This is a genomic window from Bordetella sp. (assembly GCF_051960075.1).
Lineage (GTDB): Bacteria > Pseudomonadota > Gammaproteobacteria > Burkholderiales > Burkholderiaceae_B > Bordetella.
In genome coordinates this window covers 12,735-36,922 of record NZ_JBQCER010000071.1, presented here as the reverse complement: position 1 = coordinate 36,922, position 24,188 = coordinate 12,735, and the positions used below count along the sequence as shown (strand labels likewise).

At 64.7% G+C, this 24,188-nt stretch carries 24 protein-coding genes; 8 read left to right on the top strand and 16 right to left on the bottom strand.

Going from position 1 to position 24,188, the window contains the following annotated elements; all coding sequences use genetic code 11:
• Positions 1-54: 54 nt before the first annotated feature.
• Positions 55-246, bottom strand: a complete 192-nt coding sequence (locus ACTHJ1_RS11935; RefSeq protein ID WP_440192536.1) for an acetyl-coenzyme A synthetase N-terminal domain-containing protein — start codon at positions 244-246, stop codon at positions 55-57.
• A 53-nt stretch (positions 247-299) separates the two neighbouring features.
• On the opposite strand from ACTHJ1_RS11935, the gene ACTHJ1_RS11930 reads away from it, so the two are divergent.
• Entirely contained in the window at positions 300-935 is a 636-nt protein-coding gene (locus ACTHJ1_RS11930) for a C40 family peptidase (RefSeq protein WP_440192533.1), read from the top strand.
• Positions 936-998: 63 nt separating this feature from the next.
• On the opposite strand, the gene ACTHJ1_RS11925 is transcribed toward ACTHJ1_RS11930, so the two are convergent.
• The 3 genes from ACTHJ1_RS11925 to lptF all read right to left on the bottom strand — a co-directional run bounded on the left by ACTHJ1_RS11925 (position 999) and on the right by lptF (position 4,542).
• Positions 999-1,964 carry a CysB family HTH-type transcriptional regulator gene (locus tag ACTHJ1_RS11925; RefSeq protein WP_440192530.1) on the bottom strand — a complete coding sequence of 322 codons (966 nt, stop codon included), beginning with the start codon at positions 1,962-1,964 and terminating at the stop codon, positions 999-1,001.
• Between the two features lie 106 nt (positions 1,965-2,070).
• Positions 2,071-3,273: an MFS transporter gene (locus ACTHJ1_RS11920; RefSeq protein WP_440192527.1), complete on the bottom strand. Its 1,203-nt coding sequence runs from the start codon at positions 3,271-3,273 to the stop codon at positions 2,071-2,073.
• A 165-nt stretch (positions 3,274-3,438) separates the two neighbouring features.
• The gene (gene lptF, locus ACTHJ1_RS11915) at positions 3,439-4,542 is read right to left on the bottom strand and encodes an LPS export ABC transporter permease LptF (RefSeq protein ID WP_440192524.1); all 1,104 of its coding nucleotides are present in this window, start codon (positions 4,540-4,542) and stop codon (positions 3,439-3,441) included.
• Positions 4,543-4,672: 130 nt separating this feature from the next.
• Here lptF and ACTHJ1_RS11910 point away from each other — a divergent pair, with 130 nt between their 5' ends.
• The 4 genes from ACTHJ1_RS11910 to ACTHJ1_RS11895 all read left to right on the top strand — a co-directional run bounded on the left by ACTHJ1_RS11910 (position 4,673) and on the right by ACTHJ1_RS11895 (position 7,866).
• Positions 4,673-6,187, top strand: coding sequence for a leucyl aminopeptidase (locus tag ACTHJ1_RS11910; RefSeq protein WP_440192522.1), 1,515 nt, complete (start codon positions 4,673-4,675; stop codon positions 6,185-6,187).
• Between the two features lie 98 nt (positions 6,188-6,285).
• Complete coding sequence (locus ACTHJ1_RS11905) at positions 6,286-6,738, top strand: DNA polymerase III subunit chi (RefSeq protein ID WP_440192519.1); 453 nt, start codon at positions 6,286-6,288, stop codon at positions 6,736-6,738.
• 19 nt (positions 6,739-6,757) lie between these two features.
• Positions 6,758-7,006 (top strand): hypothetical protein, encoded by a 249-nt coding sequence (locus ACTHJ1_RS11900; RefSeq protein ID WP_440192516.1) that lies wholly within the window; start codon positions 6,758-6,760, stop codon positions 7,004-7,006.
• 137 nt (positions 7,007-7,143) lie between these two features.
• Complete coding sequence (locus ACTHJ1_RS11895; RefSeq protein ID WP_440192513.1) at positions 7,144-7,866, top strand: Bax inhibitor-1/YccA family protein; 723 nt, start codon at positions 7,144-7,146, stop codon at positions 7,864-7,866.
• A 73-nt stretch (positions 7,867-7,939) separates the two neighbouring features.
• On the opposite strand, the gene aceA is transcribed toward ACTHJ1_RS11895, so the two are convergent.
• Positions 7,940-9,265, bottom strand: coding sequence for an isocitrate lyase (gene aceA / locus ACTHJ1_RS11890; protein WP_440192510.1), 1,326 nt, complete (start codon positions 9,263-9,265; stop codon positions 7,940-7,942).
• A 445-nt stretch (positions 9,266-9,710) separates the two neighbouring features.
• Here aceA and queF point away from each other — a divergent pair, with 445 nt between their 5' ends.
• Positions 9,711-10,550, top strand: a complete 840-nt coding sequence (gene queF / locus ACTHJ1_RS11885; RefSeq protein ID WP_440192507.1) for an NADPH-dependent 7-cyano-7-deazaguanine reductase QueF — start codon at positions 9,711-9,713, stop codon at positions 10,548-10,550.
• 27 nt (positions 10,551-10,577) lie between these two features.
• Here the strand turns inward: queF and hexR are convergent, their stop codons facing one another.
• The 3 genes from hexR to zwf are packed head-to-tail and all read right to left on the bottom strand — an operon-like array spanning position 10,578 to position 13,576.
• A complete protein-coding gene (hexR, locus tag ACTHJ1_RS11880) occupies positions 10,578-11,420 on the bottom strand; it encodes a transcriptional regulator HexR (RefSeq protein ID WP_440192505.1) in 843 nt (280 codons plus the stop codon).
• Between the two features lie 17 nt (positions 11,421-11,437).
• Positions 11,438-12,112, bottom strand: a complete 675-nt coding sequence (pgl, locus tag ACTHJ1_RS11875) for a 6-phosphogluconolactonase (RefSeq protein WP_440192502.1) — start codon at positions 12,110-12,112, stop codon at positions 11,438-11,440.
• A 3-nt stretch (positions 12,113-12,115) separates the two neighbouring features.
• Positions 12,116-13,576 (bottom strand): glucose-6-phosphate dehydrogenase, encoded by a 1,461-nt coding sequence (gene zwf, locus ACTHJ1_RS11870; RefSeq protein ID WP_440192499.1) that lies wholly within the window; start codon positions 13,574-13,576, stop codon positions 12,116-12,118.
• 125 nt (positions 13,577-13,701) lie between these two features.
• Here zwf and edd point away from each other — a divergent pair, with 125 nt between their 5' ends.
• Positions 13,702-15,543 carry a phosphogluconate dehydratase gene (gene edd / locus ACTHJ1_RS11865; protein ID WP_440192497.1) on the top strand — a complete coding sequence of 614 codons (1,842 nt, stop codon included), beginning with the start codon at positions 13,702-13,704 and terminating at the stop codon, positions 15,541-15,543.
• A gap of 6 nt (positions 15,544-15,549) precedes the next feature.
• Positions 15,550-16,170 carry a bifunctional 4-hydroxy-2-oxoglutarate aldolase/2-dehydro-3-deoxy-phosphogluconate aldolase gene (gene eda, locus ACTHJ1_RS11860; RefSeq protein WP_440192494.1) on the top strand — a complete coding sequence of 207 codons (621 nt, stop codon included), beginning with the start codon at positions 15,550-15,552 and terminating at the stop codon, positions 16,168-16,170.
• Positions 16,171-16,221: 51 nt separating this feature from the next.
• Here eda and pgsA read toward each other — a convergent pair whose 3' ends face one another.
• From pgsA to ACTHJ1_RS11820, 8 genes are all read right to left on the bottom strand, one after another.
• The gene (gene pgsA / locus ACTHJ1_RS11855; protein WP_440192491.1) at positions 16,222-16,797 is read right to left on the bottom strand and encodes a CDP-diacylglycerol--glycerol-3-phosphate 3-phosphatidyltransferase; all 576 of its coding nucleotides are present in this window, start codon (positions 16,795-16,797) and stop codon (positions 16,222-16,224) included.
• A 62-nt stretch (positions 16,798-16,859) separates the two neighbouring features.
• Positions 16,860-18,692 carry an excinuclease ABC subunit UvrC gene (uvrC, locus tag ACTHJ1_RS11850; RefSeq protein WP_440192488.1) on the bottom strand — a complete coding sequence of 611 codons (1,833 nt, stop codon included), beginning with the start codon at positions 18,690-18,692 and terminating at the stop codon, positions 16,860-16,862.
• A gap of 20 nt (positions 18,693-18,712) precedes the next feature.
• The gene (nagZ, locus tag ACTHJ1_RS11845; protein ID WP_440192485.1) at positions 18,713-19,780 is read right to left on the bottom strand and encodes a beta-N-acetylhexosaminidase; all 1,068 of its coding nucleotides are present in this window, start codon (positions 19,778-19,780) and stop codon (positions 18,713-18,715) included.
• Between the two features lie 32 nt (positions 19,781-19,812).
• Entirely contained in the window at positions 19,813-20,247 is a 435-nt protein-coding gene (acpS, locus tag ACTHJ1_RS11840; RefSeq protein WP_440192482.1) for a holo-ACP synthase, read from the bottom strand.
• 31 nt (positions 20,248-20,278) lie between these two features.
• Entirely contained in the window at positions 20,279-21,025 is a 747-nt protein-coding gene (locus ACTHJ1_RS11835) for a pyridoxine 5'-phosphate synthase (RefSeq protein WP_440192479.1), read from the bottom strand.
• Positions 21,022-21,816: an ABC transporter substrate-binding protein gene (locus ACTHJ1_RS11830; protein WP_440192476.1), complete on the bottom strand. Its 795-nt coding sequence runs from the start codon at positions 21,814-21,816 to the stop codon at positions 21,022-21,024. The genes ACTHJ1_RS11835 and ACTHJ1_RS11830 overlap by 4 nt, the downstream gene beginning before the upstream one ends.
• A 7-nt stretch (positions 21,817-21,823) precedes the next feature.
• A complete protein-coding gene (locus ACTHJ1_RS11825) occupies positions 21,824-23,359 on the bottom strand; it encodes a malonate--CoA ligase (protein WP_440192473.1) in 1,536 nt (511 codons plus the stop codon).
• A gap of 20 nt (positions 23,360-23,379) precedes the next feature.
• Entirely contained in the window at positions 23,380-24,150 is a 771-nt protein-coding gene (locus ACTHJ1_RS11820; protein WP_440192470.1) for a spermidine synthase, read from the bottom strand.
• Positions 24,151-24,188 lie beyond the last annotated feature (38 nt).

The window sequence follows — 24,188 nt, the reverse complement described above, 5'->3', positions numbered from 1 at the left end:
CAGCAGCGCCGGTCGGTCGGCGTTGTGGGGGAGCCAGCTGTCGACCGCGTTGTATCAGAGGTTGGTGCGTCCGGCCACGTTCAAGCGGGCACAAGGCTGGAGGCTGTCGTCCAGTACCCGGGCAAAAGACTCGTCCCAGTGAATGCGCTCGGCCTCGCGCCGCCAGAATTCCTCGCGATTTGCTATAGATTCGTGATGGAAATCCCTGATTTTATTCACTTTTGTCTCCAGCTTTGATATAGTCATGCGCAGTATCCAGGTGTATCCTCCCCGCTACGCAAGTTTCCACGACCCCGCGCATGCAAGCAACCCGGAACGCAAACCGACTCGCCCTCACCCCCGCAGCCTGGCTGCGCCGGGCCTTGGCCGTCGCCGCGCTCGCCGCGTTGGCCGGTTGCGCCGGCATGAACGGAAACTCGGATGCAATGATCGACGCCGAGGAAATGGCCGCCCATTCGGACGACCCCATCGGCGCGCTGATCGCGGCCCAATACACGCGGGACGCGCTGCACGGCCACTCTCACCATCCCATACTCAGCGAGGCCCTGGAACAGCTGGGCACGCCCTATCGCTACGGCGGCGATTCGCCGGCCACGGGTTTCGACTGCAGCGGCCTGATCCAGTATGCCGCCAAGCACTCCATCGGCATGACTCTGCCGCGCAACGCGGCGGAACAGGCCGCTTTCGGTATTCCTATCGCGCGCAGCGAGCTGCGTCCCGGCGACCTGGTGTTCTTCAACACCATGGGCGCGCGCTATTCGCACGTGGGCATCTATCTGGGCGCGGACCGTTTCGTCGACGCACCCAGCACCGGCGGCGTGGTGCGCATCGACGACATGACCGTGTCCTACTGGAACAGCCGCTATTCCGGCGCGCGCCGGATCCCGATGCGGGTGGCGTACAACAATACGCGGCTGCGCACCTCTCAGCGCTAACAGGCCGGCGGTAAATCGGCCCGCATCGGCAAGTCGGCAGCCGTCAAAGAAATCGAACGAATCCTAGGCCGCCGCGGCCTGATGCTCGGGCTCGACACCCAGCATCGCCTCGGTCACCATCTCGCGATCCAGCCCGGGCGCCAGCATTTCCAGGAAGGTGTAGACATAATCGCGCAGGAAAACGCCGGCCTTCAGCCCGACGCGCGTGGTGTGCGTGCCGAAAAGATGCCCCACCGGCAGGCCCACCAGATTGGTGTCGCGCCGCGGATCGTAGGCCACGCCCGCGATGATGCCGATGCCCATGCCCACGTCCACGTAGGTTTTGATCACGTCGGCGTCGATGGCTTCGAGCACGATGTCGGGGTGCATTCCCTGGCTGGAAAACACCTCGTCTATCGTGGTGCGCCCCGTGAAAGCGCGGTCGTAGGTCACGATGGGATACGCCGCCAGCTGCGCCAACGTAAGGTTGCGCGCTTCGCTGGAGGTGAGATCGCCCAGGGGATGATCGCGGCGGATCACCACCGTATGCTCCCAGGAATACACCGGCATGGTGACCAGACCGGGCGTAAGCGCCAGCGATTCGGTGGCCAGCGCCATGTCGGCCTGCTCGTGCAGCACCATCTCGGCCAGCTGGCCCGGGCTGCCTTCGGCCAGCGACAGGCGCACCTTGGGAAACTGCTTGCGAAACTCGGGTATGACCCGCGGCAGCAGATAGCGCGCCTGGGTGTGGGTGCAGGCGATCACCAGTCCGCCTTCGTCGCGCCGCGCGTATTCGTCGCTGACCTTCTTGAGGTTGTCCACCTCGCGCATGATGCGGTCGATGACCTGCGCCACGGCCTGGCCGGGCTTGGTCAGGCCCTTGATGCGCTTGCCGTGGCGCTCGAAGATCTTCAGACCCAGCTCGTCCTCGAACTCGATGATGGCCTTGGACACGCCGGGCTGAGACGTGTAGAGCGTCCGCGCCGCCTCGGTGAGGTTGTAGTCGCGCCGGATGGTTTCGCGCACGAAACGAAATTGCTGGAGGTTCATGGCAGGGCCCGCGGTAGTGAGGCCCTATTATAAGTAATATAGAAATAAATTTATATTACTTATAATAATATTCTTAAATCATCCGGGCCCGCCTGTACCGCGCGCGTCACTGCGACTGCGACCGGCGCCGCTCCACGAATAAATTGACCAGCGCGCCGGCGGCCATCAGACCGGCTGTGCCGAGAAAAACCGAGCGCATGCCGATATGCCCGCCGACGAACCCCCCGCCCAGCGGCCCGAGCACCTGGCCGGCATATTGCGCCGACACCGAATACCCCAGAATGCCGCCGACGATCGTCTCGGGCACGTTGTGGCGAATGACGCTGGTGATGCAGGGGAGCAGTCCGCCCAAGGCAAGCCCCATCAGAAAACGCAACGCGATGAGCTGCCCGCTGCTCGTCACGAAGGCCTGCGGAATCAGCAGGGCTGCGGCGGCGAAAAGACAGGCGATGATGATGCGCCAATGCCCGACGCGGTCGGCGAGCTTGCCCAAGTGCGAGGAGGACAGAATGCTGCCCAGCGCCGCCGCCGACATCACCAGCCCCGCGACGAAAGTCACACGCGTCGGTTCGACCAGTTGCGCGACGTAGACCGTAATGATCGGCTCGATCGACATCGTGGCGAACATCACCAGCAGGCCCGTCGCGAGCATGGCGGCGATGGGTTGCTTGTCCGGGATTTGCGCCCAGCCGCCGCCCGCCTTGCGCGTCTTGCCGTTGAACGCGTGCGCCGCTTCGCGGATCAGGAAGGTCGTCGCGAGAAAGGTAAAGAAGATGACGCCGCCCGCCATCAGAAAGGTATTGCGTATGCCGATGAGCGGCGGCAGCAACCCTCCGATCAAGGGGCCGACGAGGTTGCCCGCCATGACGCCGGCCGACAGCACCCCGAGCGCCCAGCCGGAGCGGGCCTTGGGCGTTTGCGAAGCGACCAGCACCATCGAGCCCGAGGCATAGCCGCCGAGCAAGCCCGCCAGCAGCCGCAACGCCACCAATTGCCATATGTCGTGCGCCATGCCGAGCAATGACATCGCGACCGCCATGCCCAGACTTGCGCGGATCAGCATGAGCTTGCGGCCGTAGCGATCGGCCAGACGCCCCCACAAGGGGGCAGTCAGCGCTGCGGAAAAGAAAGTCGCGCCGTACGCGATGCCCGACCATTGCACGATGGCGGCATGATCCCGCACGCCGAGCTGCTCGACGTACAAAGGCAGGAACGGCAGCAGCAGCGTCATCGCCACGATCGTGGTGAAGGAGCCGAAGACGCAAACGATCAGATTGCGTTTCCAGTAGTCGTTGCTGTCGTCGGTCATGGCATGGGCGCCGGATGCCTCGCGGCGGGTCGGTTCGCGCGGACACGTGACGTATCCCCGCAGGGGCCTGAATAGGGTTCCGGCCCATTATGCCCAGCCATTCAAGCTAGTACAAAGGAAGTGTTTATTCTAGTACTAGCAGTGATAGCGCCAGATTGCGTACTTCTAGGTCTGCTGCTTGGGCGCTTTCACGCGCAGCCTGTGCATCAGGAGCAATGTGAACAAACCCAGCACCAGCGCGTGGATTGTCCATACGCCCATGCCGAAGCTGATCTTGCCGTCGCCGATCCAGGCGCGGGACAAGTTGATCAGGTTCATGTAGAGCATGGCCACGAGACCTGCGATCAACAGATCGCCGGAGCGGCCAAGGCGGGGATTGACCGCGCCTAGCGGTATGGCCAGCAAAGCCAGGTTGAGCGCTGCAAGCGGCATGGAAATGCGCCACATCACCTGCGACCAGCTATCGGCGGTGTTGTCGGTTACCAGTTGCTCCGTGCTGCGCGCCTTGCTCGAGCTCTCGGCCTTCGCTTTGGCCTCCGCCACGGGGTCTGTCGACGAGCGGCTTTCCAGACGCAGGCCGTAGTGCTCGAAATTCACCAGGCGAATTTCGGGCGTGCCGGGCTTGAGGTCGTAGCGATGCCCTTTGTCCAGCACCACGAAGCGGTCGCCGTTGGGCATGACTTCGGTGTGCGCGCTGTGCGCGGTGATGACGCTGAGCCATTCCGGATCAAGGAGGCGTGCGAACACGACGCCCAGTTCCTGGCCCGGCTTGGCCGGATCTTCGGCGAAGAACACGCGCTTGCCGGCCTCGGATTCGACGAACTGCCCGGCCGTGACTTTGGATAGATCGGAGCGCTGCTCGTAGCGGTCGCGGTATTCGCCGATCTGCCGGTAAGACCAGGGCGCGGCCACCATGGTGAACCAGGCCGTGACCACTGCCACCGGCACTGCCACCGTCAGCACCGGCTTGAGCCAGTCGGTCAACGACAGCCCGCTGGCGAACCAGACCACCATTTCGGATTCGCGGTAATTGCGCGTGACCGTGGTCAGCACCGCAATAAAGAGCGACACGAGAAGAATGATGGGCATCGCCGTGATGGTCGACAGCGCGGCCAGCCCCATCACCACGTTGGCGCCGATGTTGCCGGCAGCCGCTTCGCCCAGCAGGCGCACCAGCAGCACGCTGACCCACACGATGAGCAGCGTGGAAAACACCACGCCACCATGACTCGTGATCTCGCTGACGACGGATCGCTTGAATAAAGACATGTGAGAATTTTGGGGGATAATCCCGCAGGACAAGAGCCGGTTTCTGATCGACGGCGATCGAGCCCGCCGGCCACCCGCCTCGCAAGCCAACCACGTCGGCCGCCTTCGGCCCGTCCCGGAAAATAGAGTCATGGAATTTAGCACACAGACCACCGCCTCTCCCCATCAAATCAAGACTGCCGCGCTGGCGGTGGGCGTCTACGCCGACGGCCAGCTGAGTCCTGCCGCCGACGTGCTCGACCACGCTGCGGGCGGCCGCCTGCGCGCCGTCGCCAAGAACGAGTTTCGCGGCCGCGTCGGCAGTACGCTGGTGCTGCGCGATCTGCAGGGCGTATCGGCCCAGCGCGTGGTGCTGGTGGGTCTGGGCAAGCGCGAGGAATACGACTCCCGCGCGCACGCCGGCGCCGAGCAGGCCTTCGCGGCCTATTGCGTTTCGGCCCGCCTGACCGAAGGCGTCTCGACCCTGGCCGCCATCGAAATCGGCGGCAGTTCCGTCTCGATAGCCGACCGCGCCCGCTCCGCGGCCATCGCCGCCGGCAATGCGGTCTACCACTACGACGACACCTTGGGCAAACGCGACGCCGATGCGCGTCCCAAGCTCAAGAAAATCGCCCAGGTCGTCGAGCGCGCCGACGCGTCGGCCGCCCAGCAAGGCCTGAAAGAAGGCGCGGCCATCGCGCAGGGCATGAAACTGGCCAAGACCCTGGGTAACCTGCCCGCCAACATCTGCACGCCCTCCTACCTGGGCGAACAGGCCAAGAAGCTGGCGCGCGAGTTCAAGACTATCAAAGTCCAGGTGCTCGAACAGAAGCAGATCGAAGCGCTGGGCATGGGCTCCTTCCTGTCGGTGGCGCGCGGCTCCTACGAACCGCCGCGCTTCATCGTGCTGCGCCATGCCGGCAAGGCGCCGACCAAGGCCAAAAGCAAGCTGCCAGCCGGCCCGGTGGTGCTGGTGGGCAAGGGCATCACCTTCGACTCGGGCGGCATCTCGATCAAACCGGCCGCCAACATGGACGAAATGAAATTCGACATGTGCGGCGCGGCCAGCGTGCTGGGCACCTTCCGCGCGCTCGCCGAACTCGACCTGCCTTACGAGGTCATCGGCCTGGTGGCCAGCTGCGAGAACATGCCCAGCGGCCGCGCCAACCGGCCCGGCGACGTAGTCACCAGCATGTCGGGCCAGACCATCGAGATTCTCAACACCGACGCCGAAGGCCGCCTGATCCTGTGCGACGCCCTCACCTACGCCGAACGCTTCAAGCCGGCCGCCGTGATCGACATCGCCACGCTCACCGGTGCCTGCGTGGTGGCTCTGGGCAGCGTCAACACCGGACTGTTCTCCACCAACGACGACCTGGCCGACGCCCTGCTGGCTGCCGGCAAGCAGGCACTGGACCCGGCCTGGCGCATGCCGCTGGACGACGCTTATCAAGAACAACTCAAGTCCAATTTCGCCGACATCGCCAACATCGGCGGTCCCAAGGCTGGTGCCGTCACGGCCGCCTGCTTCCTGTCGCGCTTTACCAAGGCCTACCCCTGGGCGCATCTGGACATCGCCGGCACGGCCTGGAAGAGCGGCAACGACAAGGGCTCCACGGCCAGGCCCGTGCCGCTCCTGGCGCAATACCTGCTGAATCGCCGATGATGCACCGGCTCGCCCTGCGTGTTCGCCCGTCTCCCTGTATGCCGAAGGTGACACTTGCCGCGAGGCGGCCCGGCGGCTCGCCAGGGCGGCGCCGGTAAATGCGCATCGACTTCGCCTTCGGCGCGCCGGATCGCCTGCGCTCAGCCTGCCAGACTGCCTGCAAGCAGCACCAGGCAGGCTTGCGCCTGGTGGTCTACTGCAGCGACGGCGCAAGGCTTGCGGCGTTCGATCGCATGCTGTGGGCGCTGGACGATATTTCCTTCGTGCCGCACGTGCTGGCGAACGATCCGCTGGCGCCCGACACGCCCGTGCTGCTCACCGCTGCCGATCCGGCAGACGCCCTGCCGGCCGATCAGGCGGCGCAGGCCTGGCTCCTGAATCTGGACGACGACTGCCCGCCCGGCTATGAGGTCTACGCGCGCCTGCTGGAATTCGTTTCTGGCGACGCCATCGATAGACAAGCGGCGCGCCAGCGCTGGCGCGTCTACCAGGCGGCCGGCCACGATCTGCACAGCCATGACATAGGGCCTGTGAGCGCCAATAGGCCCTAGCCCAATCCGGAGGTCCATCATGCCCCCATACCCCATCGACGGCATTCCCACGCTGACGCAGCGTGCCGAGGCCGACATTCCCGTGCTCGATACGCCGGTCGCTTTTCCGGGCGTTCCCGAGGCCGTGCTGCGCGCCGCCCTGCAGGCCGATCTCGAACAGGCCATCAAAGTCGCCGTGGACGAGGCCTCGGCCACGCTGCGCCAGCGGCTCGAGGCCGAATTGCCCGCCATCTTGGCACAGGCCATGTCCCGCATACGACCTGGTTGAAATCCGCCGTAATACCCTCATATGACTTCCGACAGGATTCAGTGGAAATTAAGAAACCTGTCAGGCATACTTACCCTAAAGCCGATTAGGCATTGTGCCCGCTCTGCTTTCATTCGTACCCTCCCAGAGGAACCGCCATGAACGATTTCCGTCCTTCCCCCTTCAACCGTTCCGGCACCGACGCATATGCCGGCGCGCCGGGCGAGGTCGTCCGCAACCGTGTGCTGCGCAATACGTACTGGCTGCTCGCCTTGTCGATGATTCCCACGGTGCTGGGCGCCGCCCTGGCCTTGTCGCTGGGCCTGAACCAGGCCATGGCTGCAAGCCCCGGCACCACCGCCATCATTTTCCTGATCGGCGCCTTCGGCCTGATGTTCGGAATCGAGCGCAATAAAAACAGCTCGCTGGGCGTGGCTCTGCTGCTGGTTTTCACCTTTTTCATGGGTGTGATGCTGTCGCAGCTGCTCGGCTTCGTACTCGGTCGCAGCAACGGCGCTCAACTGATCATGACGGCCTTCGGCGGCACGGCCATCGTGTTCGGCGCCATGGCCTCGCTGGCCAGCACCGTCAAGCGCGACCTCTCCAGCAGCCTGGGCAAGTGGCTGTTCGCCGGCCTCATGGTGATCATCGTGGCCAGCCTGGCCAACATCTTCCTGCACCTGCCGGCGCTCATGCTCACCGTGTCGGTGCTGGCCATCGTGATCTTCTCGGCTTTCATGCTGGTCGATCTGCAGCGCATCATCAACGGCGGCGAAACCAACTACGTCACCGCCACCCTGGCTGTCTATCTCGACGTCTACAACGTCTTTACCAACCTGCTGATGCTGCTCAGCGCCTTTACCGGCAACAACCGCAATTAAGCACTCGGTGCGTCGACAAAAAGGCCGCGTCACAGACGCGGCCTTTTTTTATCTGCTCCTGCCTGCAGACCGATTACGCCACCTGCGCCAGCGGCTCCTCATGGTCGTCGAACTGCGCCTCCTCGGTTGAACCGGTCAAGGCCGTCGTCGACGAGCGGCCCGCTTCGATCACCTGCGTCACGGCGTCGAAATAGCCTGTGCCCACTTCGCGCTGATGCTTCACCGCGGTAAAACCCAACTCGGCGGCCGCGAACTCTTTCTGCTGCAGTTCGACGAAGGCGCTCATCTGGCGGCGGGCGTAGCCGTGCGCCAATTCGAACATGCCGTAGTTCAGCGAGTGGAAGCCGGCCAGCGTGATGAACTGGAACTTGTAGCCCATGGCGCCCAACTCACGCTGGAACTTGGCAATGGTGGCATCGTCCAGGTTCTTCTTCCAGTTGAACGACGGCGAGCAGTTGTAGGCCAGCAGCTTGCCCGGGAAGCGCTGATGAATGGCCTCGGCGAACTTGCGCGCGTATTCCAGGTTCGGCGTGGACGTCTCGCACCAGATCAGATCGGCGTACGGCGCATAGGCCAGGCCGCGCGAGATGGCCTGATCGATGCCGGCGCGCGTGCGAAAGAAACCCTCCATCGTGCGTTCGCCGGTAAGAAAGGGGCGGTCGTTCTCGTCCACGTCGCTGGTCACCAGATCCGCGGCGTCGGCGTCGGTGCGGGCCAGCAGCAGCGTCGGCACGCCCAGCACATCGGCCGCCAGGCGGGCGGACACCAGCTTGGCCACGGCTTCGCGGGTCGGTACCAGCACCTTGCCGCCCATGTGGCCGCACTTCTTCACCGAGGCGAGCTGATCCTCGAAATGCACGCCCGCCGCCCCGGCCTCGATCATGGCCTTCATAAGCTCATAGGCGTTAAGCACCCCGCCGAAACCGGCCTCCGCGTCGGCTACGATGGGGGCGAAGTAATCCACGTAACCCTCATCGCCGGGACCGACGCCTTCCATCCACTGGATCTGGTCGCAGCGGGTCAGGCTGTTGTTGATGCGGCGCACGACCATAGGCACGGAATTGACGGGGTACAACGACTGGTCCGGATACATTTCGCCGGCCGAGTTGGCGTCGCCCGCGACCTGCCAGCCCGACAGGTAAATGGCCTTGAGCCCGGCCTTGACCTGCTGCATGGCCTGGTTGCCGGTGAGAGCGCCCAGCGAATTGACGAAGGGTTCGGTATGCAGCGATTGCCACAGGCGCTGCGCACCCCGTTTGGCCAGCGTATGTTCAACTGCGACGGAGCCGCGCAGCTTTACGACGTCGGCTGCGCTATAGGCGCGGGAAACGCCCTTCCAGCGTTGGTTTCCGGCCCAGTCCTGTTCCAGGTGGCTGATTTCGAGTTGGCGACGATTCATCACTAGGTTCCTCTTGATTGGTAGAAAAAAGTTCCGGACTTAAAACCGAGGTATCCGGCGCTGGCTTTGCCGACTGCACGAGTCATTGAAAAAGCACGATTTCATTCTGGCATCGCAGCAAGATTTTTCCGGTCCAATAAAAGAAATATTTTTCTTATATAAATCAATAAATTACAACGATCATTTTGCATTATGAAACGATTTTTGGCCTCGTAAAATCAGAAAATGATGCAGAGCGGCATAACTTTTCGGATGCCATTATTGATATTTCATAATATGAAATTTTGATCGATTTTCACTGGCCAGAAAATCAAGACCGGAAATTCCGACTGTTGCATCCCGTGTTGCCGCAACCCGATGTCGCGTGAACGCGACAAACGCTCGGCAGCTCACTCTGCGTCCGGCCTCTTACAATGCAAGTCCTGCCTGTCTACGAATGCATCACATGTCGCTGACCGACGCCCCCTTGGGCCATCACGTCGCCTATCCCGCCCAATACGATCCCGCGCTGCTCTTTCCCATCGAGCGCGCAGCCAATCGAACCGCATTGGGTCTGAACGCCGCAAAACCCCTGCCCTTCCACGGCGCCGATATCTGGACGGCCTACGAACTCTCTTGGTTGAACGCCAAAGGCAAGCCTCTGGTAGCGATGGCCGTCTTCACTATTCCGGCCGACAGCCCGCGACTGATCGAATCCAAATCGTTCAAGCTCTACCTGAACTCGTTTAACCAGACCCGCCTGGACGACGAATCGACGCTGCGCGAACGGCTCGCGCGCGATCTCGGCGCTGCCGTCGGCGCGCCCGTAAGGCTGGATCTCATTGCTCCGCGCGACTTCGCGCGGCAGACCATCGCCGAGCTCGACGGCACCGACCTGGATGCGCTCGATGTCGCCATCGAAACCTACCAGCCTGCCCCCGAACTATTGCGCCATGCTGCGGGATCGCGCGACACAGAAGTGATCGAAGAAACGCTGGTCTCGCGCCTGCTCAAGTCCAATTGCCCGGTGACCGGCCAGCCCGATTGGGCCAGCGTGCAGATTCGCTATCGTGGCCGCGCCATCGATCGCGAATCGCTGCTCAAGTACATCGTGTCTTTCCGCGAGCACGCGGGCTTTCACGAACATTGCGTAGAGCAGATCCACACCGATATCATGCGCGCCTGCGCGCCCTCCGAACTCACCGTCTATGCCCGCTACACGCGGCGCGGCGGGCTGGATATCAACCCTTGGCGCAGCAATGTGCCCCATGCCAGCGTCGGCGGCGTACGCACTGCGCGGCAGTGAGCCGCACAGACAACACAGACGATCGAATCAGGCGTCGGCTCGATAGCGCCGCCGCTTCAAGCTGCGCTTGGTCTTTTCCAACGTGGCGCTCACCGCCGGTCCATGCTTGAGTGCCACGCCGACCGCCAGCACATCGATCAGCACCAGATGCACGATACGCGACAGCATCGGGCTGTAGATCTCGGTGTCTTCTTGCGTGTCAGCGATCAGCGGCACCGTGGCCAGCCGCGCCAGCGGTGTGCCGGAGGTCGTGATCGCCACCACGGGGCAGCGATTGGCGCGCGCGATTTCCACCGCGTCCAGCAACTCGTTGGAGCGGCCGGAAGTGGAAATCGCCACCAGCACATCGCGCGGGCCCAGCAGCGAGGCAGCCATGGCCTGCACGTGCGGATCGGCGTAGGAGACGGCCGGAATGTCGAAGCGGAAGAATTTGTGCTGAGCGTCGGCGGCAATGATGCCGGAATTTCCCAGGCCGTAGAACTCGATGCGGCGCGCCTTGGCCAACAGTGCGATCGCCGCGTCGAGCATGGCCGGGTTGACATCGTTGCGGCATTTGAGCAAAGCCGACACGGCGTTGTCGAATACCTTGGCCGACAGCTCCGAGGTCGGATCACCCGGCCGCACGCTCGAATGCACGTAGGGCACGCCGGCGACTAGGCTGCCGGCCAGCTTGAGCTTGAAGTCGGGCAGGCCGGTGCAGCCCAGCGAACGACAGAAACGGATCACGGTGGGCTGGCTCACACCTGCCTTTTTGGCGATATCGGCCACGGTGGCCTGGATCACCTGATTCGGTTGTCCCAGCACCAGCTGCGACACTTTGCGTTCGGCGGCGGACAGCGATTCGAACTGGCTTTTGATGCGATCGAGCATGGATGCATCCATGATGGTCAGGGGGCCCAATACACATCGAGCGGCGCCTGGGTCTGATGTACCAGGGCGCTGATGGGCAGATCGGGAGTAAGCGCGACGCAGGCGGCATCGAACACGCGCCGCTTGGCCGGGCCGGCGATGGCGAGCAGCAATAGTCGCGACCGCAGCAGCTCCGCCAGAGTCAGGCTGATGCGCGCATGCGGCGCAGACGGCGGCGTCACCGCCAGATAGTGCGCCCGGCTCGCCGAATCGAGTCCGGCAGCCAGTTCCGGCGCCCCAGGAAACAACGAGGCGGTATGCCCGTCTTCGCCCATGCCCAGCAAGGCCACGGTGATGGGCCGCGCCGCAGCATTGGCGGCCGTCACCGAGCCTGCGATATCCGACGGATCGCGCACCAGGCCGGCAAAACGCGCCGCCGCGGCGCGTCCGGCCAATAGATGCTCGCGCACCAGACGCTCGTTGCTGTCGGCGTGATCGGGGGGCACACAGCGCTCGTCCACCAAGGTGATCAGTACGCGCGACCAATCCAGATCGGCCTCGCGCAGCGCATGGAACAAGGGCACGGGCGAGCGCCCGCCCGATACGGCCAGCACCGCACCGCCTTCGGCGTCGAGCGCGGCGGCCAACGGCTGGACGACGGCCTGCACCAGCGCCGCCATATGTTCGGCGCTATCCGAGCACTGGATCCACATCGTTCAGGCTTCCTCGTTCCATGCCGCACCGGCGCGCGAAAGGAGTCCGGTCGAGGCCGCCGGTCCCCAGGTGCCTGCGGTATACGACTTGGGCGGCACGGTGCTCTGCTCCCAGTTCTCGATGATGGGTTCGACCCAGCGCCAAGCCTCGACCAGTTCATCGCGGCGCATGAAGAGCGCCAACCTGCCCCGGATCACATCGAGCAGCAGGCGCTCGTAGGCATCGGCGCGGCGCACCTTGTACATGGACTGGAAATCCAGATCCAGATGTGTGGACTGCAGACGCATGGCGTCGCCCGGCTCTTTGGCCAGGAAGTACAGGCGAATACTTTCCTCGGGCTGCAGGCGGATGACCAGGCGGTTGGCGGTGTGCTGGCCGGCCGGATTTTCGAAGAGCGAGTGCGGCACGTCGCGAAAATTGATCACGATCTCGGCCAGACGCTCCTGCATGCGCTTGCCCGTGCGCAGAAAGAACGGCACGCCGGCCCAGCGCCAATTGGCGATCTCAGCCCGCAGCGCGACGAACGTCTCGGTGCGGCTGTCGGCCGGAATATTCGCCTCGTCGTGAAACCCCGGCACCGGCCTGCCGCCCACCGCGCCGGCCTTGTACTGGCCGCGCACGGTCTTGAGCGCCACATCCTCGGCGCTGAAGGGCTTGAGCGCCTTGAGCGCCTTGAGCTTCTCGTCGCGGATGGCGTTGGCCTCCAGCGTTGCCGGCGGCTCCATCGCCACAATGCACAGCAGCTGCAGCAAGTGATTCTGCACCATGTCGCGCAGCGCGCCGGTCTTGTCATAGAACTCGCCGCGCCCTTCCACACCCAGCTCTTCGGCGATGGTGATCTGCACGTTGTCGACCCACTCATGCCGCCACAGCGGTTCGAAGAGTGCATTGCCGAAGCGGATCGCCATGAGATTCTGCACCGACTCCTTGCCCAGATAATGGTCTATGCGATAGGTCTGGTCTTCGGCGAAGTAGCGCGCCACCGCGTCGTTGATCGACTCGGATGAGTCCAGATCGTGGCCCAGCGGCTTTTCGAGCACTACGCGTACCGAGGGGCGATTCAGCCCGACGGCCGCCAGTTGCTCGCAAATGGTGGTGAACAAATCCGGCGTGGTGGCCAGATAGCAGACCGTGATGCGCTCGCCATCCGGTCCGAGCCGCTGCGCAAGGCTTGCATAATCGCCGGGCTCGGCCGCTTCCAGTTTGTGGAAATCGACGCGTTCAAGGAAGGTGATCCAGGCCGACGGATCGAAACCCGGTTCCATGTGCGGACGCGCTTTTTCCTGCACCTGGGCAAGATAGCCCTCTCGCCCGAGGTTCTTGCGCCCCAGGGCGACGATGCGCCCATCCTGGTGCAGCAGCCCGGCCTTGTGCGCCTGGTAGAGCGCGGGCAGGAGCTTTCTCATGACCAGGTCTCCGGTGCCGCCGAACAGCACCATATCGAAAGCCGGCGTGGTCGCCATGCAAAGCCTCCCTCGTTTCTGAAGCATGCAGATGTTTTATGTAGTAATACTACTTCTTCTTTACGAAAAATGTGTAGTAAAACTACAATCCGTTTTCCCTCCTCTCCGATTACAGGAAGTCCATCATGGCCCTGCACCCCATTCTGGCCGCCGTCACGGACCGTATCGTCGAACGCAGCCGCGACACGCGCGCGGCCTATCTGACCCGCCAGCGGGCGGCCTATCGCAACAGGGTCGAGCGCAGCCATCTGGGCTGCACCAACCTGGCCCATGCCTTCGCCGCCATGCCGGGGCAGGACAAGATCCTGCTCAAGGACGTGTCGCCGGCATCGCGCCCCAATCTCGCCATCGTCTCGGCCTACAACGACATGCTGTCGGCCCATCAGCCGCTTGCCGCCTTTCCGGCCTGGATCAAGCAAGCCGCCCACGCGGCCGGCGCCACAGCGCAGTACGCCGGCGGCGTGCCCGCCATGTGCGACGGCGTAACCCAGGGCCAGGCCGGCATGGAGCTGTCGCTGTTCTCGCGCGACGTGATCGCCATGGCCACCGCCGTGGCACTGTCGCACCAGATGTTCGACGCCGCGCTGTACCTGGGCGTGTGCGACAAGATCGTGCCGGGTCTGCTGATCGGCGCGCTCACGTTCGGCCATCTGCCTGCCGTGTTCGTGCCGGCGGGCCCCATGACCACCGGCCTGTCCAACGACGAAAAAGCCAAGACGCGGCAGCTCTTCGCCCAGGGCAAGATCGGCCGCGAGGAACTGCTGGAGGCCGAATCCAAGTCCTACCACGGTCCCGGCACCTGCACTTTTTACGGCACCGCCAACTCCAACCAGATGCTGATGGAGATCATGGGCCTGCATCTGCCGGGCGCGGCCTTCATCAACCCGAACACCCCGCTGCGCGAGGCGCTCACCTACGAAGCCGCGCGGCGCGCCGTGGCCATCTCGGCCCAGGGCGAACGCTACACCCCGATCGCCGAAGTGATCGACGAAAAAGCCATCGTCAACGGGATCGTCGGCCTGCACGCCACCGGCGGTTCGACCAATCACACGCTGCACCTGGTGGCAATCGCGCGCGCGGCCGGCATCAATATCAACTGGGACGACTTCGCCGAGCTGTCGGCCGTGGTGCCGCTGCTGGCGCGCGTCTACCCGAACGGCAAGGCCGACGTAAACCACTTCCACGCCGCTGGCGGCATGGGCTTCGTGATCCGCGAACTGCTCGGTGCCGGCCTGCTGCACGGCGACGTCAATACCGCCATGGGGCCGGGCCTCGCGCAATATACCCAGGAGCCCTTCCTGGACGATGGCGCGCTGGTCTGGCGCGACGCGGCATCGGCCTCGCACGACCTGGACGTGCTGCGTCCGGCCAGCGAACCGTTCAGCCGCGACGGCGGCCTCAAACTCATGACCGGCAACCTGGGCCGCGCGGTCATCAAGGTATCGGCGGTCAAGCCCGAGCACCGCGTGATCGAGGCGCCAGCCCTGGTGTTCGACGATCAGGACGCGCTGCTCGCGGCGTTCAAGCGCGGCGAGCTGGCGCGCGATTTCGTCGCGGTGATCCGCTTTCAGGGCCCACGCGCCAACGGCATGCCCGAGCTGCACAAGCTCACGCCGGCGCTGTCGGTGCTGCAAGAACAGGGCTTTCACGTCGCGCTGGTCACTGACGGGCGCATGTCGGGCGCCTCAGGCAAGGTGCCGGCGACGATCCACGTCAGTCCCGAGGCCGTCGCAGGCGGCCCGATCGCACGCGTACGCGACGGCGATCTGGTGCGCGTCGATGCCAATACGGGCGAATTGGCCGTGCTGGTTCCCGCCGCCGAATGGGCCGCGCGAGAAATCGCCCGCGCCGATCTTTCCCACAATCAATATGGCGTAGGTCGCGAGCTGTTCGCGGTCTTTCGCCAGAACGCCGACGCCGCCGAAGCCGGCGCGGCGTCGTTCCGCCTTCCCGATTGGCAGGAGTAACTCCAGATGGATGCCTTGAAATTGTTGCAGCAAAGCCCGGTCATGCCGGTGATTGTCATCGACGAACTGGACACTGCGGTGGATCTGGCGCGCGCCCTGGTGGCGGGCGGCATCCGCTCGCTGGAGGTAACGCTGCGCTCGGACGCCGCGCTCGACGCCATACGCGCGATCGGCGCCGACGTGCCCGATGCGATCGTCGGCGTGGGTACCGTGCGCAACGCCGCTCAGTTGGAAGCAGCGCTCAAGGCCGGCGCGCGTTTCGCGATCAGCCCGGGACTCACGCCCGATCTGGCCGCCGCGGCGCGCGGCTTGCCCGTGCCTTTCCTGCCCGGCGTTGCCACGCCGGCCGAAGCGATGTGGGCGGCGGACTGCGGTTTCACCGTACAGAAGCTGTTCCCGGCCGAAGCCGTCGGCGGCCGCGCGCTGCTCAAGGCGCTGGCCGGTCCGCTGCCCGACCTCAAATATTGCCCCACCGGAGGGATTAGCCCAGCCAATGCTGCAGACTATCTGGCGCTGCCCAACGTACTGTGCGTGGGCGGCTCCTGGCTCACGCCGCAGGCCGCCGTCGCAGCGCGCGACTGGTCCGCCATCACCGAACTGGCGCGCGCCGCCAGCGCGCTGGCTTGATCGGGCACGCCCGAAAACGAAGCGGGCCCAGGCCCGCTTTTTTCATCTCGTTTATTGCCCCGATTTTTCCCGTATTACCGGCCAGGCGCGTTGCATGTAATACAGCATCGACCATACCGTCAGCACGGCGGCGATGATGATGAGCCAGCCGCCCACTCGGCCCAGGTCTATGCCGTACAAGCTGCGGTCGTACAGCAGGCAGGGAATCGCAATCATCTGCGCGGCGGCCTTGAACTTGCCCAACCGGTGCACCGCCACGCTGGCGCGCGCCCCCAGCGTGGCCATCCATTCCCGCAACGCCGAAATCGTGAGCTCGCGACCGATGATGATGAGCGCGATGAAGACGTCCACCCGATTGATGCCCAGCAGCACGAGAAGCGCCGCGCACACCATGAGCTTGTCGGCCACCGGATCGAGAAAGGCGCCGAACGCCGAGGTTTGATTCCAGCGGCGGGCCAGCCAGCCGTCGAACCAATCCGTCAACGCGGCGATGATGAAGGCGCACGCGGCCAGCGCATCGCGCATGGGCACGGCCAGCCATTTGCTGGGCAGATAGAACAACCCCACGATGAGCGGGATCATGGCAATGCGCAGCCAGGTCAGAATGATCGGTACGTTTAGCGGCATAGTGGGCGTAATGCTACATCAGCCTGACCCCGAATCATCCTGCGGCATCGTCGCGCGCGATGTCAGCCGTGCAGAGCGCTGTAGATGCGTTCGGCCAGATCGCCCGAAATGCCGTCCACGGAGGCCAGGTCGGCGATACTGGCGGCCGCCACGCCCGACAGGCCGCCGAAGCGCGCCAGCAGCCGCTGGCGACGGCGCGCGCCCACGCCCTCGATCTCCTCCAGGCGCGACACGTTGCGGGTCTTGGCGCGTTTGGCGCGCATGCCAGTGATGGCGAAGCGATGCGCCTCGTCGCGGACCTGGGCGATCAGCATCAGCGCGGCCGACTCCTTGCCCAGGGCCACGGGCTCGCGGTCGTCCGCGAACACCAGGGTCTCCAGGCCCACCTTGCGGCCCTCGCCCTTGGCCACGCCGACCAGCGACTGGATGTCCAGCCCCAGCTCGACGAAGACTTGCCGCGCCACCTCGACCTGCCCCTTGCCGCCGTCGATCAGCACCAGGCCCGGCATTTGCGCCTCGCCGTCGGCGACCTTGGCGAAGCGGCGCATCAGCACTTGCCGCATGGCGGCATAGTCGTCGCCCGGCGTAATGCCGACGATGTTGTAGCGCCTGTACAGCGAGGGCTGCATGTCGTGATGCTGGAACACTACGCACGATGCCTGGGTCGCCTCGCCGGCCGTGTGGCTGATGTCGAAGCACTCGATGCGCAGAGCGTCCAGCATGGCCTCGTCGGCATCCAGATCCAGCGCTTCGGCCAGCGCTACGGTGCGGGCAGCCTTCGCGCCCGATTCGCTCAAGGCCCGCGCCAGGGCCAGCTCGGCATTCTTTTGCGCCTGCTCCAGCCAGGCACGCCGTATGCCCTGCGGCCGCGTCAACAGGCGCGGCGCCTTCGCGCCCGACTGCTCGGCCAGCAAGCCCAGCAGATCCCCGTCGGGCAGTGCGTGCGTCGTCACCAGCACCGGCGGCATCAGGCCGTCCACATAGTGCTGGGCCACGAAAGCCGCCAGCACATCCTCGGATGGCTCACCCTCGGCATGAACCGGAAAAAACGGCTTGTCGCCCAGATGCCGGCCGCCGCGCACCATGGCCAGGTTGACGCAGACCTTGCCGCCCGCGCTGGCTACCGCGACGACGTCGGTGTCTTCGGCGCTGTCGGTGTTTTCCATGGTCTGCTGGTGCAACACGCGGGCCAGCGACCCCATCTGGTCGCGCAGAGCGGCCGCTTCCTCGAAGCGCAGCTCGTTCGAAGCCTGCTGCATGCGCGCCTCGATCTCGCCCATCACGTCCTGCGCCTCGCCGTTGAGAAAGCGCACGGCGCGCTGCACGTCGGCCGCGTATTCCTCTCGACTCAGCGCCTGCACGCACGGCGCCGAACAGCGTCCGATCTGATGCAGCAGGCACGGCCGCGATCGGTTGGCGAACACGGTGTCTTCGCAGGTCCGAAGACGAAAGACTTTTTGCAGTATCTGGATAGTCTCGCGCACCGCCCACGAATTGGGATAAGGGCCGAAATACTGCCCCTTGCGGCTAGTGGAGCCGCGGTAATAAGCGATGCGCGGCCAATCGTGCGCCGTCACCTGCAGATAGGGATAGGACTTGTCGTCGCGAAAAAGAATGTTGTAGCGCGGATGCAGGCGCTTGATCAGGTTGTTTTCCAGGATCAGCGCTTCGGCTTCCGAGCGCGTCACCGTCACCTCGACGCGCGCCACCTTGGCCACCATTTGCGCAATGCGCGGACTGGACAGCGTCTTCTGAAAGTAAGACGAGACGCGCTTTTTCAGGTCGCGCGCCTTGCCCACGTACATGACCTCGCCGGTCTGGTCCAAATGCCGGTATACGCCCGGCAAATGCGGAAGATCGGCCAGAAACTGCTTGAGATCGAAAGCGTCGGACATGAATGGTGCAACCGCGAAGATTAGGAGAGCGGCGCCAGCATGCGTCGCGCGCGCTGATAGCGGTCTTCGTCCTGCAAGTCATTCCATGATGTCGCCGGCAGACGCGGCATCAGCCGGCGTATGCGCGCCACCGCAGCGGCCGGATGCCCATAAGGCTGGCCGTCGTCCAGGCGCGCGAGCAATTCGTCGGCCAGGTCGGGGCGATTGCACACCAGCACCATATCGCAGCCCGCACCCAGCGCGGCGCGCGCGCGCGCCGTGATGTCGCCGGCCACCGTGGCGCCTTCCATGGTCAGGTCGTCGGAGAACACCACGCCGTCATAACCCATCTGCTCGCGCAGAATTTCCTGTACCCAGCGGCGCGAGAATCCCGCCGGCTGCGCATCCACCTTGGGGTAGATCACGTGCGCCGGCATCACCGCCGGCAGCACGGCATCTCCCAGCCAGACATAGGGCGCCGCGTCGTCCTTGAGCACGCGCGCCAGGGTACGGTTGTCGATCGGAATCTCGTGATGCGAGTCGCCCCCGACGAAACCGTGGCCCGGAAAGTGCTTGCCGCACGCTGCCATGCCGACCTGGGCCAGACCTTGGATCAGGGCGCGGGCCAGCATCGCCACCACACGCGGATCGCGATGAAATGCACGTGTGCCGATTACCTTGCTCACGCCGTAATCCAGGTCGAGCACCGGTGCAAAGCTCATGTCCACGCCGCAGGCGCGCAATTCGGCCGCCAGCACATAGCCCGTCTCGCAGGCCATGCGCATGGCCGCAAGCGGATCGGCGTCCCAAGCGCGTCCCAGCGCCTGCATGGGCGGTAGCACCGTGAAGCCGTCTTCGCGAAAACGCTGCACCCGCCCGCCCTCATGGTCTACGGCGATCAATAGCGGTTCGTCGCGCGCCTCGTGAATCTTGCGCGTCAGGGTGCAAAGCTGTTCGCGGCTCTCGAAATTGCGGGCGAACAGGATCACGCCGCCCACCAGGGGATGGCGCAGACGTCGCTTCTCGTCCTTGGTGAGTCGGGGTCCCGCCACATCGACCACGACCGGTCCGGGCGGCATCGATTTGCGCCTCATGTCTTTGCGACCCATACAGGCCTCCCTAGTCTCGTGCGCGAATCCCGTCAGGGTTTGCGCTCGACCACCACATACGCGGCGGCCATATCGGTTTCGTCGGTCAAGGACACATGCGCCGCGCCGAAACGCTCGCTGTACCAGTCCCGCAGCTCGGGGCCCAGCACCAGCACCGGACGGCCGCCCGGCGCGTTGAGCACCTGTACGCGGTTCCAGAACATGGGCATGTGCATACCCAGGCCGATGGCCTTGGAAAAAGCCTCTTTGGCGGCAAACCGCGTGGCAAGAAACAGCACGCCGCGCGCCTCGGAGCGTTGCCGGCGAGCATGGAATTTCTGCAATTCCTCCGCGCCCAGGATCTTCTGCGCGAAACGCTCGCCGCGCCGCGCCAGAGCGCGTTGTATGCGGTCCACGCGTATCAGGTCCATGCCGATGCCGGCGATGCAGCCGGGCGCGGCGGAAGGGGAAAAAGGTGTCGCGGGCATATCGGGGATCATACGCGAGGCCGAGGCCGCGTCACGCGCCGCCACGCAGGCTCTGCAGCTGCGCCTGAACCATCAGCGCCTTCATGTCGCGCACGGCCTTTTCCCAGCCGTCGAACACCGCCTGCGCCACGATGGCGTGGCCGATATTCAGCTCGGAAATACCGGGCAACGCCGCCACCGGCGTCACATTGCCGTAGTGCAGGCCGTGCCCTGCGTTTACGCGCAGCCCCAGCCGCAGCCCGTGGACAACCGCCGCGCGTACGCGTTCCAGTTCGGCCCGTGCCGCTTCGGGCGCATGCGCTTCGGCATAGGCGCCGGTATGCAGCTCGATGACCGTGGCGCCGGCCTGCGCCGCCGCATCGATCTGCAAGGGTTCCGGGTCGATAAATAGCGAGACGCGTATGCCTGCAGCCTGCAGCTGCGCGACGGCTGCCGCAACGGCGGCCTGCCCGCCGACAACATCCAGGCCGCCTTCGGTCGTCAGCTCGGTGCGCTTTTCCGGCACCAGGCAGACGTCGTCCGGCCCGACTTCGCAGGCAATATCCAGCATCTCTCTGGTAACGGCGCACTCCAGGTTCATGCGCGTGCGCAGCCGGCCGCGCATCGCGCGTACATCGGCGTCCTGGATATGACGCCTGTCCTCGCGCAGATGCAGGGTGATCAGATCGGCCCCGGCATCTTCGGCGCGTACCGCCGCTTCGACGGGATCGGGATAAATCGTGTGGCGCTGCTGCCGCAGCGTAGCGACGTGATCGATATTGACGCCCAGTTCTATCATGGCTTGACTCCGTCTGCCTTGAGCAGACCATTCTTCGTTTGATCGGTATTCGCCGCACGCGCCGGGTTGACCGGCACCGCCGACTTGAGCACATCTTCCGGCACCGCGACCCCCTGTCGCGCGGCGGCATCCAGATTGAGATAAAGCCAGGCGCCGGCTACTGTACGCTCGGGTCTGACCGGCCGGTGAGGTGCCGTCCGCCCTGCGGCAGGCCCCGCCTGCTTCAGTGCGCCAGGCAGTCCCAGCGAGGCCATGGCCCCCAGCCTGACCTGGGCGGGGTCGGCGGTGAACAGAGGAATGCGCGCCTGGTCGCAAGTCTGGACCACAACCTGATACTGGGCCGCGACCTTGTCGTCGAAGATCGTATAGACCAAATCTACCCGGCCGATCAGATTGCGTACTGCCGGACCCACGTCCCATTCGTGCGGCGTGGTGACTTCCACCGGATTCATGCCCGACTTGGACAACAGATCCAGCAGTTGCTTGATCGCCGCGACCGAAGCAGGTTCGCCCGGATCGTAGATCAAGCCCACGCGCTTGGCCTGCGGCAATATCTTGCGAATCGTCTCGATCTGTTTGTCCAGTGGCGCCTGGTCGGGCAACGCCACCGCATCGATCGGTGCGAGGACTGGAGCCGGGGCCGGCGTTTTTGTCGCAGGCTGCGCCGGGGCCGGCCGTGTCGGCGGCCGATGCGGCGCCTGAGCCCGAGCCGTCGGCATCGCCGCGCAGACCAGCGCCAGCGCCGCCAGCCGCGGACGCCAGATGCTCGAAGGGCGAGACGTGCGGTTCATGTACCCGTCACGACGCTTTGTAGGTCTCGCGCAGAACGTTCTTCTGCACTTTGCCCATGGTGTTGCGCGGCAGTTCCGCGACGATGTGGATGCGTTTGGGCACCTTGAAATTGGCGATGGTCTCTTTCAGGCTCCCCAGCATGACCTGCGTGTCCAGACTGGCATCGGGCTTGGGCACCACCACAGCCACCACCGCCTCGCCGAAATCGGGGTGCGGCACGCCGATCACGGCCGACTCGGCCACGCCCGGCATGTCGTCGATGAAACCCTCGATCTCTTTCGGGTAGACGTTATAGCCGCCCGAAATGATCAGGTCTTTGCTGCGCCCCACGATGGACACATAGCCGTCGGGCACCTGACGCCCGCCCGACACGCCGCCGTAGCGCCCTACGTCGCCGGTCTTGAACCAGCCGTCGGAGGTGAATTCTTCGCGCGTCTTCTCCGGCATGCGCCAATAGCCCGAAAATACATTGGGACCGCGCACCTGAATATGGCCGATTTCCCCGGGAGGCAACGCCCGCCCGCCATCGTCGACCACACGCAGATCCACGCCCGGCAGAGGCTTGCCCACCGTGCCGCCCAGCCGCTCGCCGTCGCCGGCGTGATAGGGGTTGGACGTCAGCATCACCGTCTCGCTCATGCCGTAGCGCTCGAGTATGGTGTGTCCGCTGCGTTCGCGGAACGCGTTGAACGTTTCCATCAGCAGCGGCGCGGAGCCCGAGATGAACAGGCGCATGTTTCGACACACGCCGCGGCCGAATCGCTCGTCGGCCAACAGCCGCACGTAGTAGGTCGGCACACCCATCATCACCGTGCTGCGCGGCAGATAGTGCAAGGCCTGGTTCACGTCCAGCTTGGGCAGCCAGATCATGCGCGCCCCCGCCAGCAAGGCGCCGTGCGACGCGACGAACAGGCCATGAATGTGGAAGATGGGCAGCATGTGCAACAGCACGTCGCTGCTGCGCCAGCCCCAGTATTCGCGCAGAGTCAGCGCATTCGACGCCATATTGCCGTGCGTGAGCATGGCGCCCTTGCTGCGCCCGGTCGTACCCGAGGTATAGAGAATCACCGCCAGGTCGTCCGGCTTGCGTGCAACGGTGCGGAAAGTCTGGCTCTGGCTCGCCGCGGCCTGCAGCAGCGTACCCGTGCGTCTGTCGCCCAGCGTGTAGATATGCCGCACGCCCGCGGTGCGGGCGATGCGCTCGACCCAGGGCTCGTTGTCCGGAGCGCACACGACGACGTCCGGTTCGGCATTGCCGAGGAAATACTCGATCTCGGATTCTCGGTAGGCAGTATTCAGGGGCAGATAGACCAGCCCGCAGCGCAGGGTGGCCAGGTACAGCAGCAGCGCCTCGGGGGATTTTTCCACCTGCACGGCCACGCGCGCGCCAGAAGGCAGGTCCAGCGAGGCCAGCAGGTTGGCCAGGCACGCGCTGGCGCGGTCCACATCGTCCCAGGAGTAGCAATGATCGGGCGTCTCGATGGCTACGCCCTTGCGATCGACGGGAAAGCCGCTCTCGAGCACGGCATACAGGTTGGACATGAATGTCTCCTTGCAGATTATTAGAGATGCAGCACGCCTTGCACGGCGTGGCCGAGCAAGGCTCGCGCCCAGCGCCTTGCCGGCAGGCCGAACTCGGCCTCCACCTGCTCGGCGCGATCGAGCAATTGGGTCGGCGTCACGGCCAGGGGCGGACCGCTGAACGCCAGAACGATCATGTTGCCCGCGTCGATCTCGGGCAACATGATCACGCGGTCGTCGAACGCGGCAGACAGGTTGTCGATGTTGCGGCTGAAGCTCTCATGCCGGCCGAACAGGTTGACGACCAGCACCCCCGCTTCGCCCAGCACCCGCCGGCAGGCGCCGTAAAAAGCCGCCGAATCGCGCACAGGCCCTCGCGCCTGCGCGTCGTACAGGTCCACCATGAGCACCGGGCATCTGCCCGCGTTCAGCGGATTCGACACCCACAGCTCGGCGTCCAGGTGATGGATGTCCATTCGCGAAGAAGGCGGCAAGCGAAAGAAAGCCTGGCATACCGCGGTGACGCTGGGGTTCCATTCGACGATCTCGAGATCGCTGCGCGTGTGCTTCAGGCAAAAGCGCGCCAATGATCCGGCGCCCAGGCCCAATATGCCGATGGGCGCCTCGCGAGGCGGAGCCAGAAACAGCAGCCAGGCCATCATCTGGGCGGTGTACTCCAGCACCAGGGCGGCCGGGTCCGCGATGCGCATCGCCCCCTGCACCCATTCGGTGTTGAAGTGCAAATAGCGCACGCCGTCCGCCTCGGACAAGGTGGGCTGATCTTGTTCTGTGGGTGTGTGTCGGCTGGACATTGGCGAATTGTAGCCAGCGGCCAGCCGTTGATGCGCCT